20 protein-coding genes are annotated in these 20,724 nt (G+C 33.8%); 15 read left to right on the forward strand and 5 right to left on the reverse strand.

All coding sequences use genetic code 11. From position 1 onward, the window contains the following. Window positions 1-20 precede the first annotated feature (20 nt). Window positions 21-374, forward strand: coding sequence for a hypothetical protein (locus FLP_RS21650; protein WP_065451583.1), 354 nt, complete (start codon window positions 21-23; stop codon window positions 372-374). Here FLP_RS21650 and FLP_RS21655 read toward each other — a convergent pair. From FLP_RS21655 to FLP_RS21665, 3 genes are all read right to left on the reverse strand, one after another. Next, entirely contained in the window at window positions 365-961 is a 597-nt protein-coding gene (locus FLP_RS21655) for a hypothetical protein (protein ID WP_065451584.1), read from the reverse strand. The two genes, FLP_RS21650 and FLP_RS21655, sit on opposite strands and share 10 nt — an antisense overlap. Window positions 962-1,001: 40 nt before the next feature. Continuing rightward, window positions 1,002-1,676, reverse strand: coding sequence for a hypothetical protein (locus tag FLP_RS21660; RefSeq protein WP_065451585.1), 675 nt, complete (start codon window positions 1,674-1,676; stop codon window positions 1,002-1,004). 64 nt (window positions 1,677-1,740) lie between these two features. After that, entirely contained in the window at window positions 1,741-2,292 is a 552-nt protein-coding gene (locus FLP_RS21665; RefSeq protein ID WP_065451586.1) for a hypothetical protein, read from the reverse strand. Window positions 2,293-2,408: 116 nt separating this feature from the next. Between FLP_RS21665 and FLP_RS21670 the strand changes: the two genes are divergently transcribed. The 7 genes from FLP_RS21670 to FLP_RS21700 all read left to right on the forward strand — a co-directional run bounded on the left by FLP_RS21670 (window position 2,409) and on the right by FLP_RS21700 (window position 12,676). Next, a complete protein-coding gene (locus FLP_RS21670) occupies window positions 2,409-5,183 on the forward strand; it encodes a 2-oxoglutarate dehydrogenase E1 component (RefSeq protein ID WP_065451587.1) in 2,775 nt (924 codons plus the stop codon). A 78-nt stretch (window positions 5,184-5,261) separates the two neighbouring features. Further along, window positions 5,262-6,527, forward strand: a complete 1,266-nt coding sequence (gene odhB / locus FLP_RS21675) for a 2-oxoglutarate dehydrogenase complex dihydrolipoyllysine-residue succinyltransferase (RefSeq protein ID WP_065451588.1) — start codon at window positions 5,262-5,264, stop codon at window positions 6,525-6,527. Between the two features lie 215 nt (window positions 6,528-6,742). Next, window positions 6,743-9,226 carry a TonB-dependent receptor gene (locus FLP_RS21680; protein WP_065451589.1) on the forward strand — a complete coding sequence of 828 codons (2,484 nt, stop codon included), beginning with the start codon at window positions 6,743-6,745 and terminating at the stop codon, window positions 9,224-9,226. Window positions 9,227-9,288: 62 nt separating this feature from the next. Further along, window positions 9,289-9,621 (forward strand): hypothetical protein, encoded by a 333-nt coding sequence (locus FLP_RS21685; protein ID WP_065451590.1) that lies wholly within the window; start codon window positions 9,289-9,291, stop codon window positions 9,619-9,621. 18 nt (window positions 9,622-9,639) lie between these two features. Next, complete coding sequence (locus FLP_RS21690; RefSeq protein WP_065451591.1) at window positions 9,640-9,942, forward strand: hypothetical protein; 303 nt, start codon at window positions 9,640-9,642, stop codon at window positions 9,940-9,942. A gap of 3 nt (window positions 9,943-9,945) precedes the next feature. After that, window positions 9,946-11,496: a PepSY-associated TM helix domain-containing protein gene (locus FLP_RS21695; protein WP_065451592.1), complete on the forward strand. Its 1,551-nt coding sequence runs from the start codon at window positions 9,946-9,948 to the stop codon at window positions 11,494-11,496. A gap of 64 nt (window positions 11,497-11,560) precedes the next feature. Continuing rightward, window positions 11,561-12,676 carry a PepSY-associated TM helix domain-containing protein gene (locus tag FLP_RS21700; protein ID WP_065451593.1) on the forward strand — a complete coding sequence of 372 codons (1,116 nt, stop codon included), beginning with the start codon at window positions 11,561-11,563 and terminating at the stop codon, window positions 12,674-12,676. Window positions 12,677-12,908: 232 nt separating this feature from the next. Here the strand turns inward: FLP_RS21700 and FLP_RS21705 are convergent, their stop codons facing one another. Together FLP_RS21705 and FLP_RS21710 are read right to left on the reverse strand one after the other, a co-directional pair. Then, window positions 12,909-13,256 (reverse strand): toxin-antitoxin system YwqK family antitoxin, encoded by a 348-nt coding sequence (locus FLP_RS21705; protein WP_065451594.1) that lies wholly within the window; start codon window positions 13,254-13,256, stop codon window positions 12,909-12,911. A gap of 210 nt (window positions 13,257-13,466) precedes the next feature. After that, window positions 13,467-14,459, reverse strand: coding sequence for a TlpA family protein disulfide reductase (locus tag FLP_RS21710; protein ID WP_065451595.1), 993 nt, complete (start codon window positions 14,457-14,459; stop codon window positions 13,467-13,469). 157 nt (window positions 14,460-14,616) lie between these two features. On the opposite strand from FLP_RS21710, the gene aspS reads away from it, so the two are divergent. The 7 genes from aspS (at window position 14,617) to FLP_RS21745 (ending at window position 20,724) form a co-directional block, all read left to right on the forward strand. Continuing rightward, the gene (gene aspS, locus FLP_RS21715) at window positions 14,617-16,368 is read left to right on the forward strand and encodes an aspartate--tRNA ligase (protein ID WP_065451596.1); all 1,752 of its coding nucleotides are present in this window, start codon (window positions 14,617-14,619) and stop codon (window positions 16,366-16,368) included. 383 nt (window positions 16,369-16,751) lie between these two features. Next, window positions 16,752-16,946 carry a cold-shock protein gene (locus FLP_RS21720; RefSeq protein WP_007137066.1) on the forward strand — a complete coding sequence of 65 codons (195 nt, stop codon included), beginning with the start codon at window positions 16,752-16,754 and terminating at the stop codon, window positions 16,944-16,946. A 242-nt stretch (window positions 16,947-17,188) separates the two neighbouring features. Further along, complete coding sequence (locus tag FLP_RS21725; protein ID WP_065451597.1) at window positions 17,189-17,554, forward strand: NADH-quinone oxidoreductase subunit A; 366 nt, start codon at window positions 17,189-17,191, stop codon at window positions 17,552-17,554. A 157-nt stretch (window positions 17,555-17,711) separates the two neighbouring features. Next, the gene (locus FLP_RS21730) at window positions 17,712-18,260 is read left to right on the forward strand and encodes an NADH-quinone oxidoreductase subunit B (RefSeq protein WP_065451598.1); all 549 of its coding nucleotides are present in this window, start codon (window positions 17,712-17,714) and stop codon (window positions 18,258-18,260) included. Between the two features lies 1 nt (window position 18,261). Further along, window positions 18,262-18,783: an NADH-quinone oxidoreductase subunit C gene (locus tag FLP_RS21735; protein ID WP_065451599.1), complete on the forward strand. Its 522-nt coding sequence runs from the start codon at window positions 18,262-18,264 to the stop codon at window positions 18,781-18,783. 24 nt (window positions 18,784-18,807) lie between these two features. Further along, entirely contained in the window at window positions 18,808-20,046 is a 1,239-nt protein-coding gene (locus tag FLP_RS21740) for an NADH-quinone oxidoreductase subunit D (protein ID WP_065451600.1), read from the forward strand. Window positions 20,047-20,193: 147 nt separating this feature from the next. Then, window positions 20,194-20,724 carry a complex I 24 kDa subunit family protein gene (locus FLP_RS21745; RefSeq protein ID WP_065451601.1) on the forward strand — a complete coding sequence of 177 codons (531 nt, stop codon included), beginning with the start codon at window positions 20,194-20,196 and terminating at the stop codon, window positions 20,722-20,724.

Raw genomic sequence — 20,724 nt, forward strand, 5'->3', positions numbered from 1 at the left:
CTCAATCTTAAAAAGCATCAATGTTTCCGATTCCTGAAAATACCGATTTTTTATTGGCTGATGCCGAAAAAGAAAACCTATATCTAAGCCTTGTTGAGCAAATCAATAAAGACTTTAATTTGGCCAATGAAGGTATTGATTTCCCGCTGAGTATTTCTCCTGAAGAATTAAAAATTCAGCTTCACGAAAAAATCTACCGAATGATTCAGTACAAATTTGCTGAATACTTAAACCTGCTTTATATTATTGATGTTTCTGAAGAAGAAATTAAAAAATTGGATGGTTCTGATTTGGTTATTCTGGCTGAACAAGTTTCTTTTTTGGTATTGAAAAGGGAATGGCAGAAGGTTTGGTTTCGCAATTATTACAAGTAAAAAAGTTTGTTAGTCAACAAAATACTATAACTTTCAGGTCTTACGATTTTTTTTAATTTATCCAATTCAGACCAAAGTCCAAATCCATTAGTGTCTAATTTACTTCCTATAATTTGGTAGCGGCCACATTTAAAACAAATTTTTGCTATTCCTATTGTCTTTTCTTTATTCTTAAAAATAAAAATATCACGATATTCTGCAATGCAGGCGGCAAAAGTGGTTTGCAATGAATCTTTTTCGCTAAAAACATTTTCAATCTTTTTTTCTTGCTTGATTGACAAATTTGATTTTTTGTATTCGTATTTCAACAAAAGTTTTTCAAAATCTTTCTTCGGAATACTATCAGGATAATGCTCGTAAAAAATACCAGAGAATTCTTCTTTCTTTTCTGTCTGTGCAGTATTATCATTGGATGAATGTTCAAACTCCCGTTTAGAAAAATCTAAATAATAATGATCTATTTTATCCGAATCAAAAAAAGGTCTTAATTCTTTCTTTACAGCCTTTTTGGATGCAACTTTTACTTTATTAGAATTTTTACAACTCGAAATTATAATAACAATAAGTACAAAAATATATTTTCTCACTTTTTTTGGATTTAAAACTTAATGTCTTCAATTTGAAATATTAAATTTTGACAATATCTGTTCCTAGTTTTTTATTTTGAACTATTTTATTAACCAAGTCTCGAAATGTTTCAATATCTCCAGTAGTAATAGTACTTTCATATTTCCAGTTTGGAAATATTCTGTCTAACAAATGATCTAAACATCTTTCTCTTTCTACTTTTACATCGAATTTATCGAAAACTTTCACCCCTGTTAATGTTACTTCTTCTAATAGAGGAGAAAAATTATCATTAATAGCCAAAAAATCTTCGATTCTTGTTGACGGCTTTAAACTTACAACATCTACACCTTTAATTTTTAAATTTCGCTTTAAGGTTTGAAAAACAGAGAATGTTAAACATTCTGAACCCAAAATTTTGATTGGTTTGACAATTTCTTTTTCAGCTAGAGTTGATAAAAAATCACAAAGATCACCTAAAGTTTTTTTGTCATCCGGATTGAAGATTGTATCCCATATTTTTATTGGCACATCAATTCTAAATTCTTGATTTAAAAATTTAGATAATTCATTCCAAGGTAATAAATCCTGAACTTCACGCCATTCGCGTATTAATGTATACTTTGTTAAAACAAAAGTTCCATCAACCATAAAATCAAATTGGCCTGAAAGTCTATGCTGTTCTTTGAATATTTCTAAAAGCTCATTAGAAGTATAACAGATCTTATCATTCATAACTTATATTTTCTTTTATCCATTCGAAACCTTAGAAACTTAGCATCTCAGAACCTTAGCAACTCTAAAAGTAAACTCTCACAAAAGGCATAAACCCTGATCCATAAAGACTTCTATCAGGATCATACAAAACATCATAACGTGCACCAACCGTAACACTTCCGGTTCTGTAACCTGCACCAAGATATAAAGCAGTATTCCAATAATTATCAGAATAACTTGGTCTGTAAGGGGTTGAATTATAATCTGTATTTACTCTCACCTGCTCTAACTCTGCTGATAATTGAATCTCCGGAATAGGATTTACAAGACCAACCAGACTTCCGCCATACACAAAAGAGTTGTAATAACTTTTAGAAGATAAATAACCAAATTGTAAACCAACACCAACCGCTACAATTTCGTTTACATTATAAATAGCGCTTGGCATTACTGAAATATCAGTATAGCCTGAACCTATTCCTAAACCAAGTCCTCCACCAAACTGAACTTTGTCCCAAAAATGATTACTATTGTCAATAACGTACTTTTGCTGCGAAATTGCATAACTAGAAAATAGGACTGCCAAAATCACAAAAAAAGGTTTGAAAACGATTGAAATTTGATTATTATTCATAGTTGAGTCTATTTTTAACAAATTTTTACGTAAAAGTACGTAAAAAAAAGATTTAAATAAATGCGATTGTTGTACTTTTGCCTTTCTATTTAACAAAAAGTATATTCACTCATATTATGGATAGGTTTTCATTTTTAAATGCAGCGCATACAGAGTTTTTCGCACAATTATATGATCAGTATTTAGTAAACCCAGATAGCGTTGAGCCAAGCTGGAGAAGTTTTTTTCAAGGTTTCGACTTTGGACAAACGACTTATAATGACGAAAATCCAGTTCAACGAATTGTTGAATATGTGACTAGCGACAATCAGGATTGCAGTTTAGTTTCTGACAAACTACAAAAAGAATTCAATGTACTAAAGTTAATCGATGCTTATCGCACACGCGGACACTTGTTTACAAAAACAAATCCGGTTCGTGATCGCAGAACATCTTCTCCAACATTAGACATCGAAAATTTCGGATTAACAACTGCTGATCTTTCTACAGTTTTTGATGCTGGACAAGCTATCGGAGTAGGTCCTTCTACTTTGCAAGACATTGTTACGCGTCTTAAATCTATTTACTGCCAACATATTGGTATTGAATATATGTATATCAGAAATCCTGGAGTTGTAAAATGGATTCAGGATAAACTGGCTGTAAATGTTAACCAGCCTAATTTCTCTTCTGAAGAAAAGAAAACTATCTTAAACAAATTAAACCAGGCAGTTTCTTTCGAGAACTTCCTGCACACTAAATATGTAGGTCAAAAACGATTTTCATTAGAAGGTGGAGAATCTATCATTCCTGCTTTGGATGCTTTGATCGAACAGGCTGCTGAAAAAGGTGTTGAACAATTCGTAATGGGAATGGCTCACCGTGGCCGTTTGAACGTTTTGGCAAACATCTTCGGAAAATCTACTCAGGATATTTTTGGTGAGTTTGACGGTAAAGATTACGATCAGGAATATTTTGATGGTGATGTAAAATACCATTTAGGTCTTACTGCCGACAAAAAAACAAGAACAGGAAAAAACATCAATATCAATTTAGCACCAAACCCTTCTCACTTAGAAACGGTTGGAGCTGTAATTGAAGGAATTACAAGAGCAAAACAAGATAAATATTTTCCAAACGATTTCTCAAAAGTATTGCCAATTGCCGTTCACGGAGATGCTGCAATCGCAGGTCAGGGTATTTTATACGAAATCATTCAAATGGCATTGCTTGACGGTTACAAAACCGGAGGAACAATTCATATCGTAATCAACAATCAGGTTGGTTTTACTACTAACTATTTAGATGCACGTTCGTCTACTTATTGTACAGATGTTGCTAAAGTAACACTTTCACCAGTATTACACGTAAATGCTGATGATGCTGAAGCTGTTGTACACGCAGTATCTTTTGCATTAGATTACAGAATGCAATTTGGACGTGACGTATTTATTGACTTATTAGGATATAGAAAATACGGTCATAACGAAGGTGATGAGCCTCGTTTTACACAACCTGTATTATATAAAATCATCGCAAAACATAAAAATCCAAGAGATATTTATGCTGAAAAATTATTGTCAGACGGCGTAATCGATGCATCTTATGTAAACGCTTTAGAAAAAGAATACAAATCTACTATGGAGGAGAATTTACAAGCTTCCCGTAAAAAAGATTTGACTATTATAACGCCATTCATGAAAAACGAATGGGATGGATTTGTTCAGGTAACAGACACACAAATGCTTGAAAAAGTTGACACTACTTTTGATAAAAAAGGATTGGATTCTATCATCAATACAATTTCAACATTACCAGCGGACAAAAAATTCATCAGTAAAATAACTAAAATTGTTACGGACAGAAAAACCGTATACGATAATAATACTATTGATTGGGGGACTGCAGAAGCATTGGCTTACGGCTCACTTTTGACAGAAGGATTCGATATTCGTATTTCAGGTCAGGACGTAGAGCGTGGTACATTCTCTCACCGTCACGCTGTTGTAAAAGTAGAAGATTCTGAAGAAGAAGTAATCTTACTGGATAGTATTGAAAATAAAAAAGGAAAATTCGGCGTATTCAATTCTCTTTTATCTGAATATGGTGTTCTTGGTTTTGATTATGGATATGCATTAGCTAATCCAAACGCTTTGACTATTTGGGAAGCTCAATTTGGAGATTTCTCTAATGGTGCTCAAATCATGATTGACCAGTACATTTCATGTGGTGAAGATAAATGGAACAACCAAAACGGTATTGTTTTATTATTGCCTCACGGATATGAAGGACAAGGTGCTGAACACTCTTCTGCAAGAATGGAACGTTACCTACAACTTTGTGCAAGACAAAATATGTATGTGGCAGATTGTACAACGCCAGCCAACTTCTTCCACTTGCTAAGAAGACAAATGAAAACAAATTTCCGTAAACCTTTGGTAGTTTTTTCTCCAAAAAGTTTATTACGTGATCCAAGATGTGTTTCTACAGCTGAAGAATTAGCCACAGGAAGTTTCCAGGAAACAATTGATGACAATACAGTAGATAAAAAAGCAGTAAAAACATTGGTTTTTGTTACTGGTAAATTCTACTATGACATCGTTGCTGAAAGAGAAAACAACGGAAGAAATGACGTTGCAGTTGTTCGTATTGAGCAATTATTCCCTTTCCCGGTTGCACAACTTAAAGAAATCATCGCACAATATCCAAATGCTGACGATTATGTTTGGGCTCAGGAAGAACCTAAAAACATGGGAGCTTACAGCTTTATGTTAATGAACTTTGATCTTGTAAAATGGAGATTAGCTTCACTAAAAGCTTACGCTGCTCCGGCATCAGGAAGCTACACACGTGCAAAACGTCGTCATGCAGATGCGATTAGAATGGTATTCGATAAAGATTTATTCAGATAAAAAAAATGTTTCAAGTTTCGAGTTTCAAGTTTAACTACATGAAACGTGAAACCATAAAAACCTTAAACAAAAACAAAGATGATTTTAGAAATGAAAGTCCCATCACCAGGGGAATCAATAAAAGAAGTTGAAATTGCAACTTGGTTAGTAAAAGACGGAGATTATGTAGAAAAAGATCAAGCTATCGCTGAAGTTGATTCAGACAAAGCAACTCTAGAATTACCGGCTGAAGCAAGCGGAACAATTACGCTAAAAGCAGAAGAAGGTGATGCAGTAGCTGTAGGAGCTGTAGTTTGTTTAATTGATACAAGTGCAGCAAAACCTTCAGGAGATGCTCCGGCAGCTGAAGCTCCAAAAACTGAAGCACCGAAAGCTGAAGCTCCAAAAGCTGAAGCTCCAAAAGCAGAAGTAAAAGCTGAGGCACCTAAAGCAGTACCTGCTCCAGCAGCAGCACCAACAACTTATGCTACAGGAACTCCATCTCCGGCAGCAAGAAAAATATTAGACGAAAAAAACATAGCACCGGCAACTATTTCAGGAACTGGTAAAGACGGAAGAATCACTAAAGAAGATGCTGTAAATGCAGTACCTTCTATGGGAACTCCAACTGGAGGAAACCGTGGATCTGAGCGTACAAAATTATCAATGTTGCGTCGTAAAGTAGCTGAGAGATTAGTTGCTGCGAAAAACGAAACAGCAATGTTAACTACTTTTAATGAAGTTAACATGACGCCAATCAACTTGATTCGTAACGAATATAAAGATGCTTTCAAAGCAAAACATGGTGGTCTTGGTTTAGGTTTCATGTCTTTCTTTACAAAAGCAGTTACAAGAGCTTTACAATTATATCCAGACGTAAACTCTATGATGGATGGTGATTATAAAGTAGCTTACGATTTTGCTGATATCTCTATCGCAGTTTCAGGACCAAAAGGTTTAATGGTTCCTGTTGTTCGTAATGCTGAAAACTTAAGTTTCCGCGGAATTGAAGCTGAAATCAAAAGATTAGCTTTAAGAGCCCGTGACGGTCAAATTACTGTTGACGATATGACTGGCGGAACTTTCACTATTACAAATGGTGGTGTTTTTGGAAGTATGTTAAGTACTCCAATTATCAACCCTCCTCAATCAGGAATTTTAGGAATGCACAACATTATTGAGCGTCCGATTGCTGTAAACGGGAAAGTTGAAATTCACCCAATGATGTACGTTGCTCTTTCTTATGACCACAGAATTATTGACGGACGTGAGTCAGTTGGTTTCTTAGTGGCTGTAAAAGAAGCATTAGAAAACCCATTAGAATTATTGATGAATGGCGATGCTAAACGTGCTTTAGAATTGTAATTGTAAGTAATTTTCACAATAACAAAAGACCTGTTCATTAGCTTGAACAGGTTTTTTTATGCAAAACTTGCTTAAGATTTGCTTAAGATGTTAATTTTTTAAATAAACGTAAATTTTACCCTTTAAAAAATATTTTATTTAGAATAAATAAGAATAGCTTGTGTAGTTGATAATCAACAACTAAATTTGCGCTATTAAAATCAATTCTAAATAAAATGAAATATAAATTTACAATTTCTCTTTTGAGCCTTTGTTTTTTTCTAATTGCTGCTACAAGTATCTCAGCGCAAGAAAAAGCTTCTGTAAAAGGTCAAATTAGTTTAACTAATAATCAGACTGCAGACAATGTTTCGGTTACATTAAAAGGAACTAAAATAGGAACCAATACTGACAGCAATGGTTTTTACGAAATTAAAAACCTTAAACCGGGAAGTTACGTAATCAAAGTTTCTGCCGTTGGATATTCATCAAAAGAAAAAAGCATTTCTCTTAATGCTGGTGACGAAATAGTTGAAGACTTCACCATTAGTTCAAACTCTGAACAATTAGACGAAATTGTAATTAACGGAGGTACTAAAAAAAATCCATTAGCCCGTAAAGAAACACAACAAGTATCAAGACTACCCCTTAAAAATCTTGAAAACCCACAAGTTTATACTACCATTACAAGCGAATTATTAAAAGAGCAGGTCGTTACTAATTTAGATGACGCATTAAAAAACTCATCTGGATTAACACAGCTTTGGGGCTCTACTGGTCGTACAGGAGATGGTGCAGGATATTTTTCGTTAAGAGGATTTGCTGTTCAGCCAACCATGATCAACGGATTACCCGGATTATCAAACGGAAGTTTAGATCCTGCTAACATTGACAAAATCGAAGTTATAAAAGGACCATCAGGAACATTGTTTGGAAGCAGCTTAATTTCTTATGGAGGATTAATCAATATTACAACTAAAAAACCTTACGATCATTTTGGCGGAGAAGTTAGCTATACTTCCGGAAGTTATGGTTTAAACAGAGTTACTGCAGATATTAATACTCCTTTGGACGACGAACACAAAGTAAATTTTCGTGTAAATGCAGCTTATCATAATGAGGACAGTTTTCAGGATGCTGGTTTTAAAAAATCGCTATTTGTTGCGCCGTCGTTATCTTATCAGGTAAATGACAGATTATCATTCCTTATTAATACTGAGTTTTTGAGCAGCGAAATGACAAATCCAACCATGTTATTCTTAGACAGAGGAACTCCTTTAAGAGCTCACAACATCGAAGAATTGGGTTACGACAACAAACGTTCTTATACAAGTAATGATCTTGTAATAAAAACACCGTCATATAGCCTTCAGGGTCAGATGAATTATAAAATTTCAGACCAATGGACTTCACAAACTGCTTTTGCAAGAAGCTCTACAAAATCTCAGGGTTACTATAATTACTTATATGACATAACAAGTAATTTTCAAAATATTACTAACGGAATTGTTTTTGGACGATCATTTACAAATAATAATTCAAAAACACTAACAACTGACATTCAACAAAATTTTATTGGAGATTTTAAAATAGGAAATCTAAGAAACAGGATTGTTGCCGGTTTAGATTATTTCAACAGAATGCAAGTTGATAACGGAACAGATTACGCATATTACGAAAGCTACGTATATGTTGGTAGAGATGACTTAAAAACAGTAAACGAAAATGTATTTGCAATCACTGATCCTTCTCAATATATTTTAGACGGAGATAATGGTATTTTATCCCAATCACATGCAGATGCGGTTTTATCAGGCAAGGGTGTAAGCAACAGCAAACAAAAACAAGAAGTTTTTAGTGCTTACGTATCAGATGTTATTAATTTCACTCCTGCCCTTTCTGTAATGGCTAGTTTACGTATCGATCGTTTTATAAATTCAGGCGAAGTAACGACAAAAGATGATGACTTTAATCAAACTACTTTTTCTCCAAAATTTGGTATTGTATACCAGCCAATTATCGACAAAGTTTCGATTTTTGCCAACTATATGGATGGTTTTGTAAACCCATCTCCAGTTACTAATATATTAGCTGACGGAAGCAGACAACCAAGAACTTTTGGTCCTGAACATGCAACTCAAATTGAATTTGGTACCAAATTAAACGTATTCAAAGATAAATTATATGCCACTTTTAGCTATTATGACACGAAAGTAAAAGATATGGTTTATACAGATTATGGCGCAACAACTACAATCAGTTATGAGAATGGCGCTCAAAGAAATAAAGGTTTTGAAGCAGAAATAGTAACCAATCCGGTTGATGGTTTAAACATCGTTTTTGGATATAGTTATAACGATGCCATCTTAACAGCGGGACTTGATGATTTCGTGAATCACAGACCTGAAAGTGCAGGACCACAAAACTTAGCAAACCTTTGGGCAAGCTATAAATTTCTTCAGGGAGACTTAAAAGGTTTTGGTTTAGGTTTCGGAGGTAATTATGCAAGTGATAATAAAATCATGAACAGAACAGTTGCCGGAGTATTTACAATTCCAGAATATACTGTTATGAATTCTTCTATTTTCTACGGAACAGAAAAATACACTTTAACTCTTAAAGTTAACAATATCGCAAACGAAGATATTTATAGCGGATGGTCTACAGTGAGTCCAAGAGATGCAAGAAGCGTAGTGGCAAGTTTCTCTTACAGATTCTAAAAAACAAATAACAAAAACACCTTTTTCCAGAAGAAAAAGGTGTTTTTAAATTCTATAAAATTATGATAACAATAGCAAGTCTCATCGTTTTTTTAGCTTTTTACACTCTTTATTACACCTCAAAAAGAGCTACTTTATCTTATGACTTAGGTTTTGAGAAATGGATGAAAAGTAATCCTAAGCCAACCAAATATATGGGTTTAGGACTTCTTTTATTAGCGTACGCTCTTTGGTTGTTCACACAATCACTTTGCTGCGGAACTTTAATGTTTTTTATTCAGCTAATGACCATTGGAAGTTTGATTATTATTCTGACTCCATTAAAAAAAATTAGCCCATTCGCTATTATTGCTTTATTTGTAATTGTCGCTTTAATAGAATTTTATTACAACTAACTTATTTCTAACCAAAATATGCCAGCAAATCCAAAATATCTAACCCAATCTAAGTGGCAACGATTTGCCAAAATTACAGCTGCTATAATTGGCGGCTATTTTGTTTCAGTCAGTTTTCATTTGGCTTTAGCATCCTGGTTCAACCGTGCTAATATCCTTATAACAATGGCATTTAGCGGATTCATTCTTTGGGTAGCGCTTATGATAATTGCTTTCCTGGCAAAAAGCGGATTGAAAATTTGGGGTATTTACCTACTCCTTACCCTGGTTTTTTCACTCTTCATTTATCTTGGTCAAACTTACAATCCGATAGCAAAATAAACTATGAACAATCGTAATTATAACATCTATTTTCACACGCATACTGTTAGCGGAATTGTTATTAGTGTAGTGCTCTTTGTGATTTTTTTCGCAGGATCTTTTTCTTTTTTCAGGGATGAAATCAACAATTGGGAAAGAAATGAATCTACTGCAATTACAAAGGAAATTCAGTTAGACTATAATACCGCTTTAAATAAATTAGATAAAGAATACGTTTTACACGGCAGAAACATTACGATTTCTAAAAACAGTAACGAAAGAAGAGTTGCCGTTTATATGGAGGGCACCAAAGATACTTTGGCTCCAGCCAAACAAAAAGAGGGAAGCTTTTTTTATCTTGACACCAAAACTTTTAAAACATTCACTTACGAACAATCTTATTCATTAGGTGAATTTCTTTACCGATTACATTTCCTGGCTCAAATTCCATATCCGGTGGGATATTATCTTTCCGGCTTTATTGCTTTATTTTTCTTATTTGCAATCATAACCGGTGTTTTATTGCATTGGAAAAAAATCGTTTCGAACTTTTATATTTTCCGTCCAAAGGAAAAATTAAAAACATTATGGACAGATGCTCATACCGCTTTAGGAATGATTGGCCTGCCTTTTCAGTTTGTTTATGCTGTGACAGGGGCATTTTTTATGATTAAACTTTTGATTGTTGCTCCTGCTGTAATGACATTATACAAAGGAGATCAGGATAAATTATATAAAGAACTGGAATACAGTGATCCCGAATATAAATTTGAAAACAAAAAATTAGCTACACCATTTAATATTGATGGTTTAGTAGCAAAAGCCAAAAGCAATTGGAAGGATTTTGAGATTACCCGTGTTGTTATTCAGAACTATGGTGATGCCAATATGCATGTAGTTGTTGAAGGAGAAATGCCAAGTCACAAAAAATTTACAGGAATAGGAAAAGTGATTTACAGAATTGCTGATGCAAAAGAAATTGCCAGAAAGAATCCTGTTACGCAAAACAACTATCTTGATGTTGTAAAAAATGTTTTGTATAAAATACATTTTGGAGACTATGGCGGTTACGCTTTAAGAATCGTAAGCTTCGTTTTGGGTATTATTACTTGTTTTGTCATCATTTCGGGCGTAATGATTTGGTTAGTTGCCAGACAAAAAAATAATTTACCTGAAAAGAAAAGACGTTTCAATGCGGCCGTTGTTCGTATTTATTTGGCAATCTGTCTGAGCATGTATCCTATTACCGCACTTGCGTTTATTGTTACTAAAATATTTTATCCGTTAAGCCAAAACAATCTATTTCTGGTTTATTTTGGAGGATGGTTAATTCTAGCAATCTTTTTTATTCTTAAACAGAATGATGCCTTTACCAATAAATTCTGTTTAATTTCGGGCAGTATTTTAGGATTTCTAATTCCAATTACAAACGGAATCGTATCTGGAAACTGGTTTTGGAACTCGTTTATGCACAATCAGATTCAGGTTTTCTTTATTGATGTTTTCTGGATTATTTTGGCTTCGCTAACACTTTACGTCGCGTATCATTTAAAACCAAAAAAAGTAGCTTCTTAAAAATTAGCTTAAATAATTTGCCCTCTATTGATTTAGCATATACTTTTACGCTTTATTCAAAAAAATGGGTTTTAAGAAACAAATACGTTTTCTACATAAATGGCTCGGATTAATTTCCGGGCTTATTGTTTTTATCATCAGTATTACGGGTTGCATTTTTTGTTTTCATGACGAAATAAAAGACATTACGCGAAAAGAATGGCGATTGGTTGAACCTCAAAACCAGCCTTTTATACTTCCATCGGTTTTACAGGAAAAAGCAAAAGAAATTCTTCCACAGTACAAAGCAAGCATGGTTTCCTATTACGGCAAAAACCGATCTGCAATAGTTTATACTTATTCTGACGCTGAAAATAGATATCTCTACTTTAATCCGTACACAGGAAAATATTTAAAAACCGAAGATCCGGCGACTGATTTTTTTATTATTGTTGAGTACATTCATTTGTATTTGCTTTTGCCGGATTATATTGGGAAACATATTATTGGCGGTGCAACAATTATTTTTATTCTTTTATTAATTTCGGGAATTATCCAGTGGTGGCCAAAACGCCGAAGCGATATCAAACGAAGTTTCACTATAAAATGGTCTGCAAAATGGCGTCGTGTAAATTATGACTGGCACAATACAACTGGATTTTATATTGCGATTATTGCCGCTATTATTGCGATTACAGGTTTAACTTTTACTTACGAATGGGTGGGAGATGGTATTTACAAAACCTTCAACTTTGGCGGAGATAAAGCATTAGAAACAAAAGCACCCATAATTGACACAACAAAGTTTGAATACAATACTTCGGCAGCAATAGATCGGGCTCTTTATCAAACCATGAAAAAAAATCCTGAAGCTGAAATGTTTTACGTTATGCTACCGCAAAAGAAAGGCGATATAATAAATACAGGTGCTTATCCGCATGCTTTAAGATACGATCACCAAAGCAATTATTATTTTCATCCTTACCACGGAGAATTAATGCAAAGCCAGACTTTCGACAAAAAGAGTTTGGGTTTACAGGTTGTAGAAATGAATTACGGAATTCATACCGGACAAATTTTAGATCTGCCGGGAAAAATTATTGCTTTTATAATTAGTTTAATTGCGGCAGCTTTGACCGTAACTGGTTTTGTAATTTGGTACGGAAGAAAAAATAAATCCTGTAAAAAAATTAAGGCCTAAAAAAATTTAACCACAAAGAGCGCAAAGTTTTTTTATTTATAGGATTCTATATAAACGCAAAGTTCGCAAAGCTATAATTATAATGCTTTGCGAACTTTGCGTTTGTTATCATAACGATAATATAAAAACTTTGCGCTCTTTGCGGTTAAAATGATTAGCCAAACACAATATTTACTGATCCAAAAAAAAAAACCGCTAATTAAAGCGGTTTTCTAAATTATTCGAAATTGTATTAATTTCTATTTGCTAGAGCATTTTTTTGTAAATTCTTAACTGAAGCGATTTTGCTGTTTTCGTAAGCAACCTCGCAAAGGTTTTTTTCATTAAAGAAAATCCATTTTCCAGTTTTCAATCCGTCTGTGTACTCTCCTACGGCAACTTTATTTCCTTTTTCATCATAAGATACCCAAACACCATCTAATTTTCCATCTTTAAAAAAGCCTTCTTGTTGTACTTGACCATTTTCATGGTAGTAAGTAGCTTTTACTTTGTTTCCAACAGCTTCTAATTCAGGTTTTATCTCTTGTGCAACTAAAATTCCAGAGAACAATATTGCAACTAAAATTACACACTTTTTCATATCTTGAGGTTTTAATGTTATCAAATCGTTATCAAATATAATTAATTGTTTACATTAAAAAAACTTTTACTTAACAATTTGGTAACATTGACTAAAAGCTTAACATTGGAAATTTAACTAAAACAAAAAAACCAGCGCTTAAGCACTGGTTTTACTGGGTTTTTATAAAAAACACAAATTTACTACAACGTTATAAATTTGGTAAATAAATTACTTCAATAATGCGTCTAATTTCGTTTGAAGATCTGGAGAGGAAGGTCTGTCAGCATCTGCACTTAAAACATTTCCTTTTGGATCAACAATAATAAATCTCGGAATTCCGGTTACACCATAACTCGTTACAAATTCAGATTCCCAGTCTTTATCTGCAAATAATTGAATTCCGCCCAAATTTTTATCGGTTACAAACTTTTTCCATTTTTCATTGTCTTTCAATTTATCAATCGAAATACTCACGAATTCAATATTTTTTCCATGATACTTTTCCTCTATTTTTTGCAAGTATGGAATTTCTGCTCTACAAGGCGCACACCATGTTGCCCAAAGATCAATGTATACATATTTTCCTTTAAGGTCAGAAAGTTTTGTCTTTCCTCCTTTATGATTATCATAATCAAATTCAGGAGAAGGTTTTCCGTTAAGTTTATTTGCTTTGGCTACCCTTTCGTAATTCTCAACAGAGTATTGGTTAAAATGCTCAAAATTACTTTTCATCGCAGTAATAAATTCCGGATCATAAGATCCTTTTGCCAAACTTTCTATGTCTGCCTTTTTCTTAGCCTCAAATAACAGCGCAAACTCAGCTGGTTCTTTTGAAAAAGCTTCTTCAAATTTTTCATTCCTTAAAGCTTGTTGTGCCATAAAATTACTTTCATCTACACCCTTACCTTTATATACAATTGTTTCGTCGAATTCTTTAGCATTCATTGTCAGGTTTACTTCAGAATTTGGTTTTAGGTATAAATTAGAAGATTCTGTCCCGTCAGAAAACATATAAAACCCTTTTGGAGCATCAAAATTGGCTGCAAAAACCTCTTTTTTATTAATTGGGATTACTTGTTTAAAGTTATCCCTTCCTTTAATTACTAAAGTATCGCTATTTCTATTGGTAATTTTAGCCGTAAATTTAATTTGATTTTTGGTTTGACCTATAACATTCAAAGCGCTAAAAATCAACAGACCAGTAACAAAAAGTTTGTTCATATACATTAAAGTTTGTTTTTAGTGATTCAAATCTAAAGAAATTACAGCTCTCAAATTTAAGAATTAACAAAATATTTCAAATTATTGAGCATCTAGTGATCACTTTACTACATTAATTTGAATTTTGTGTTTACTTTTGCAGTCTAAAATTTTGATCATGTATAGAAGTCATAATTGTGGCGAATTGAACGCCTCAAATATTAATACGGAAGTTACACTAGCGGGTTGGGTTCAAAAATCACGCGATAAAGGATTTATGAATTGGGTTGATTTACGCGACCGTTACGGAATTACACAACTTATTTTCGACGAAAGTCGTACTGATAAAACTGTTTTTGAATTGGCAAAAACTCTTGGTCGTGAATTTGTAATTCAGGTAAAAGGAACTGTGATTGAGCGTGAAGCTAAAAACAAAAATATTCCGACTGGTGAAATCGAAATTTTAGTTACTGAATTAACAATTTTAAATGCAGCACTTACGCCTCCATTTACAATTGAAGACGAAACTGATGGTGGAGAAGATATCAGAATGAAATACCGTTACTTAGACATCCGAAGAAATCCTGTAAAAAACAGTTTGTTATTCCGTCATAAAGTAGCGATGGAAGTTCGTAAATATTTATCTGATTTAGATTTTTGCGAAGTTGAAACGCCTTATTTAATTAAATCTACTCCTGAGGGAGCAAGAGATTTCGTTGTACCAAGCCGTATGAACGAAGGTCAGTTTTATGCTTTACCACAATCGCCACAAACCTTCAAACAGTTATTGATGGTGGGCGGAATGGATAAATATTTCCAAATCGTAAAATGCTTCCGTGATGAAGATTTACGTGCAGACCGTCAGCCTGAGTTTACACAAATCGATTGCGAAATGGCATTTGTGGAACAAGAAGATATTTTGAATGTTTTTGAAGGATTGACAAGACATTTATTAAAAGAAATTAAAGGTATTGAAGTAGATAAATTCCCAAGAATTACCTACGACTATGCCATGAAAACATACGGAAATGACAAACCGGACATTCGTTTTGGAATGGAGTTTGGTGAGTTAAACGAATTTGCACAACATAAAGACTTCCCTGTATTTAATGCTGCAGAATTAATAGTTGGTATTGCTGTTCCGGGAGCCGGAAATTACACTCGTAAAGAAATCGACGGATTGATTGACTGGGTTAAGCGTCCACAAGTTGGAGCATCAGGAATGGTATATGCAAAATGCAATGACGACGGAACTTTTAAATCATCTGTAGATAAATTCTACGATCAGGACGATTTAGGACAATGGGCAAAAATTACAGGAGCAAAACCTGGCGATATGATTTTTGTACTTTCAGGACCGGCAAATAAAACACGTGCTCAACTTTCGGCACTTCGTATGGAATTGGCCACTCGTTTAGGTTTGCGTAAACCGGAAGAATTTGCTCCGTTATGGGTTGTAGATTTCCCATTATTAGAACTTGACGAAGAAAGCGGACGTTATCACGCCATGCACCACCCGTTTACATCTCCAAAACCAGAAGATATGGCCTTGTTAGAAACCGAACCTGGAAAAGTTCGTGCTAATGCTTATGATATGGTATTAAACGGAAATGAAATTGGTGGAGGATCGATTCGTATTCACGATAAAGCGACTCAACAATTAATGTTCAAATATTTAGGATTTACAGAAGAAGAAGCAAAAGCACAATTTGGTTTCTTAATGGATGCTTTTCAATTTGGAGCACCGCCACACGGAGGTTTAGCATTTGGTTTAGACAGACTTGTTGCTATTTTAGGAGGTCAGGAAACCATTAGGGATTTCATTGCATTTCCAAAAAACAATTCCGGACGTGATGTTATGATCGATGCACCTGCAGCAATCGATGATGCTCAATTGAAAGAGTTGCACATTAAAATTGATGCAGTATAAATTCTCAGAACTCTAAAAATTATATCTGGCAGCTAAATTTATAGCTGCCATTTTTTATTTTTTTATTGTTTATAAAAACCCAAAATTAGTAACGTTTTTAAAGAAGAGCATCAGTAAACTCAAGTATCCTCCACAAAAACACACTTTTAAGAGTTGACTTGTGCATAATATAATAATTTTTTGTAAAATATAAGCTACTTTTTTAACTTTTATTCTTACAATTAATGATTCTTAAATAAATTACTTCCATATCAAAATTGATGCAAAATAAATAGCGAAAACACTGTGAATCAATAATTTTTACAAAAAATTAACACCTTATTGTCTTTTGTATGAATTTATATATTACATTTGCTACATTATAAATTATTATTACAATTACAATGCGTACAGGTACAGTAAAATTTTTCAATGAATCTAAAGGTTATGGATTCATTACAGACGAAGAAACAGGAAAAGATATCTTCGTTCACGCTTCAGGAATTAACGCGGAAGAATTACGCGAAGGTGACCGTGTAAGCTACGAAGAAGAAGAAGGAAGAAAAGGGAAAGTTGCTGCTAAAGTAGCAGTAATCTAAGAAAAATATAGCAATTTATTTTTTTTGCCTCTGAATGGTTTAAAAACGTTTCGATTTAATTCGAGACGTTTTTTTTTGCTCAAATCTTAAAAAAGTCTTAAAAAACCTTACTATTATTTATAATGAATAAAAATTACAAATAATACCCCTTTTACAACTCACTTAAATCCTTTTTTAGCTTGTGATTTACAGAGTTGAAAGTTATCTTTGTGGCTTATTCTTTAAGTAAAAAACCTAAGATTATGCAATCTGATCAATACAATTACATTCCTATTTTAATGCAGTTCATTTTAGCTGTTGGTTTTGTGGTAGGAACAATCATTATTTCCGGAAAATTAGGACCAAAAAGAAGTTCTGAAACCAAAGATAAAAACTTTGAGTGCGGTGTTGAATCTGTGGGTAACGCGCGTATTCCTTTTTCAGTAAAATACTTCCTGGTAGCCATTTTGTTTGTATTGTTTGACGTAGAGGTAATTTTCCTTTATCCTTGGGCAGTAAACTTTAAAGAATTAGGAGTAGAAGGAATGTTAAAGATGATCGTGTTCATGTCACTTCTTTTAGTTGGCTTTTTCTACATCATCAAGAAAAAAGCATTAGACTGGGAATAAGAAATTTTAGATTTCAGATTATAGATTTTAGATTTAATTATTTAGAATTTTAGATTTGAAAAATAAATTTCTCAAAATATAATTGATTTTAAAAATATTGATTTCGATTTTCAAGGTTTCCAAAATCTAAAATCAGAAATCTAAAATCTAAAATAAAATGAGCAATTCAAATGTAAATATGGTTGCACCACCAGAAGGGGTTGTAGGAGAAGGTTTCTTCGCTACAAAACTTAACGATGTTGTAGGTTTAGCGAGAGCCAATTCATTATGGCCATTGCCTTTTGCAACTTCATGCTGTGGTATCGAATTTATGGCTACAATGGCTTCACATTACGATTTAGCGCGATTTGGTTCTGAGCGTGTGAGTTTTTCTCCTCGTCAGGCTGATATGTTGCTTGTTATGGGAACTATTTCTAAAAAAATGGCCCCTATTTTAAGACAGGTATACGAACAAATGTCTGAACCACGCTGGGTAATTGCTGTTGGAGCTTGTGCTTCATCAGGAGGAATCTTTGATACTTATTCTGTTTTACAAGGAATCGACAAAGTAATTCCTGTTGACGTTTATGTTCCGGGATGCCCGCCAAGACCAGAACAAATTGTTGATGGAGTAATGAGACTTCAGGAACTGGTAAAAAGCGAATCTGTTAGACGCAGAAGCTCACCGGAATACCAAGAATTATTAGCTTCATATAATATTTCATAAGATGGCCTTAGAAAATACCCTGATACAAGATAAACTTACTGAAACATTTGATTCAAGTGTTTTTAACTTTCACGAGGAAAGAGATGTTTTTACATTAGAAGCTTCAGCTGACAAAATCACAGCTTTGATTCTTTTCCTGAAAAACGATGCTGACCTTCGTTTTCACTTTTTAACTGATTTATGCGGAGTTCACTATCCGGACAACGAAACAGATCGTCAGTTTGCCATAGTATATCATTTACATAACTGGTACGAAAACAAACGAATTAGAATTAAAGTATTCTTAAACGGTGAAAAACCAGAAATTAAAACCATTTCAAATATTTTCTTAAGTTCAAACTGGATGGAAAGAGAAACATACGACTTTTTCGGCGTAAACTTTATTGGGCACCCGCAACTGAAACGTATTTTGAATATGGATGAAATGGTGTCTTTCCCAATGCGAAAAGAATTCCCAATGGAAGACAGCGGAAGAACTGATAAAGATGACAGATTCTTTGGAAGAACAACAACAAATTGCTAAAAATAAATAATTCAACATTATAAAATGTCAGAACTATTATTACCACCAGAGCATCGTTATGCTAAAATAGTTAAGGATAAACTAAACGAAGACGGAAGCGAGCTTTCGGTACTTAATTTAGGCCCAACACACCCAGCCACCCATGGTATTTTTCAAAATATCCTGTTGATGGACGGTGAGAGAATTCTGGAAGCTGAACCAACCATTGGTTACATACACAGAGCTTTTGAGAAAATCGCCGAAAATCGTCCTTTTTATCAAATTACGCCTCTTACAGACCGTATGAACTATTGCTCCTCTCCTATCAATAATATGGGATGGTGGATGACTTTGGAGAAATTACTAAATATTGAAGTTCCTAAACGTGCCCAATATTTACGAGTTATCGTAATGGAATTGGCTCGTATTACAGATCACTTAATTTGTAATTCAATCTTAGGTGTTGATACTGGTGCTTATACTGGTTTCTTATATGTTTTTCAATTTAGAGAAAAAGTTTACGAGATCTACGAAGAAATTTGTGGCGCTCGTTTAACAACAAATATGGGAAGAATTGGTGGTTTCGAAAGAGACTGGTCACCAGAAGCTTTCCGCAAACTAGATGCATTCTTAGAAGAATTTCCTGTCGCTTGGCAAGAGTTTGTAAACTTATTTGAAAGAAACAGAATTTTCCTTGACAGAACCGTAGACGTAGGTGCAATCTCAGCAGAGCAAGCAATGGCTTACGGATTTACAGGTCCAAACTTACGTGCTGCCGGAGTTGATTACGACGTTCGCGTTGCACAACCTTACTCCTCTTACGAAGATTTCGATTTTGTAGTTCCTGTTGGAAAATCAGGTGATACATATGATCGTTTTTGTGTTCGTAACGCAGAAGTTTGGGAAAGTTTAAGCATTATTCGTCAGGCTTTGGATAAGATGCCAGCCGGAAACGAATATCATGCAGAAGTTCCTGATTACTACCTTCCTCCAAAAGAAGATGTTTACACTTCTATGGAATCTTTAATTTATCACTTTAAGATCGTAATGGGAGAAGTTCCTGTACCAGTGGCAGAAATTTATCACCCTGTTGAAGGAGGAAATGGAGAATTAGGATTCTATTTAGTTACTGACGGAAGCAGAACTCCATACAGATTACATTTCAGAAGACCTTGTTTTATTTATTACCAGGCATATCCTGAAATGATAAAAGGCGCTTTACTTTCTGATGCAATTGTTATTTTATCAAGCTTAAATGTTATTGCCGGAGAATTAGACGCGTAAAAAAATTGTTGATTTTAGATTTTAGAATATAGATTGAAAAATCTAAAATAAGAAATCTAAAATCTAAAATAAAAGAGATTGCAGAATATGGATTAAGGACAAAGATTGAAAAAATCTAAAATCTAAAATCTAAAATCTAAAATAAAAATGGAACGTAAACATTACAAACAAGAAATAAATATGACCGAAGCATTGATCACCCGTATCAATGAATTAATCAGTCATTATCCTGAAGGCAAACAAAAATCAGCTCTATTGCCTGTTTTGCATGAAGTACAAGATGCACACAACAACTGGCTTAGTACTGAATTGCAAGATAAAGTTGCCGAAATTCTTCAGATAAAACCAATTGAGGTTTATGAAGTGGTTACTTTTTATACCATGTTCAACCAAAAGCCAATTGGAAAATACATGTTTGAGTTTTGCCAGACTTCTTGTTGTTGTTTAAACGGTGCCGAAAATTTAATGGATTATACTTCTGAAAAATTAGGCATTAAAATGGGAGAAACAACTCCGGACGGAATGTTTACCATTGCCGGTGTAGAATGTTTAGGTGCCTGCGGATATGCTCCAATGTTACAATTAGGCGATTTCTACAAAGAAAAATTGACAGAAGATAAGATTGATCAGTTAATCGCTGATTGTAAAGATGATAAAATAATATTACACGATAAATAA

Source organism: Flavobacterium piscis (assembly GCF_001686925.1).
In the GTDB taxonomy this organism is placed as follows: Bacteria; Bacteroidota; Bacteroidia; order Flavobacteriales; family Flavobacteriaceae; genus Flavobacterium; species Flavobacterium piscis.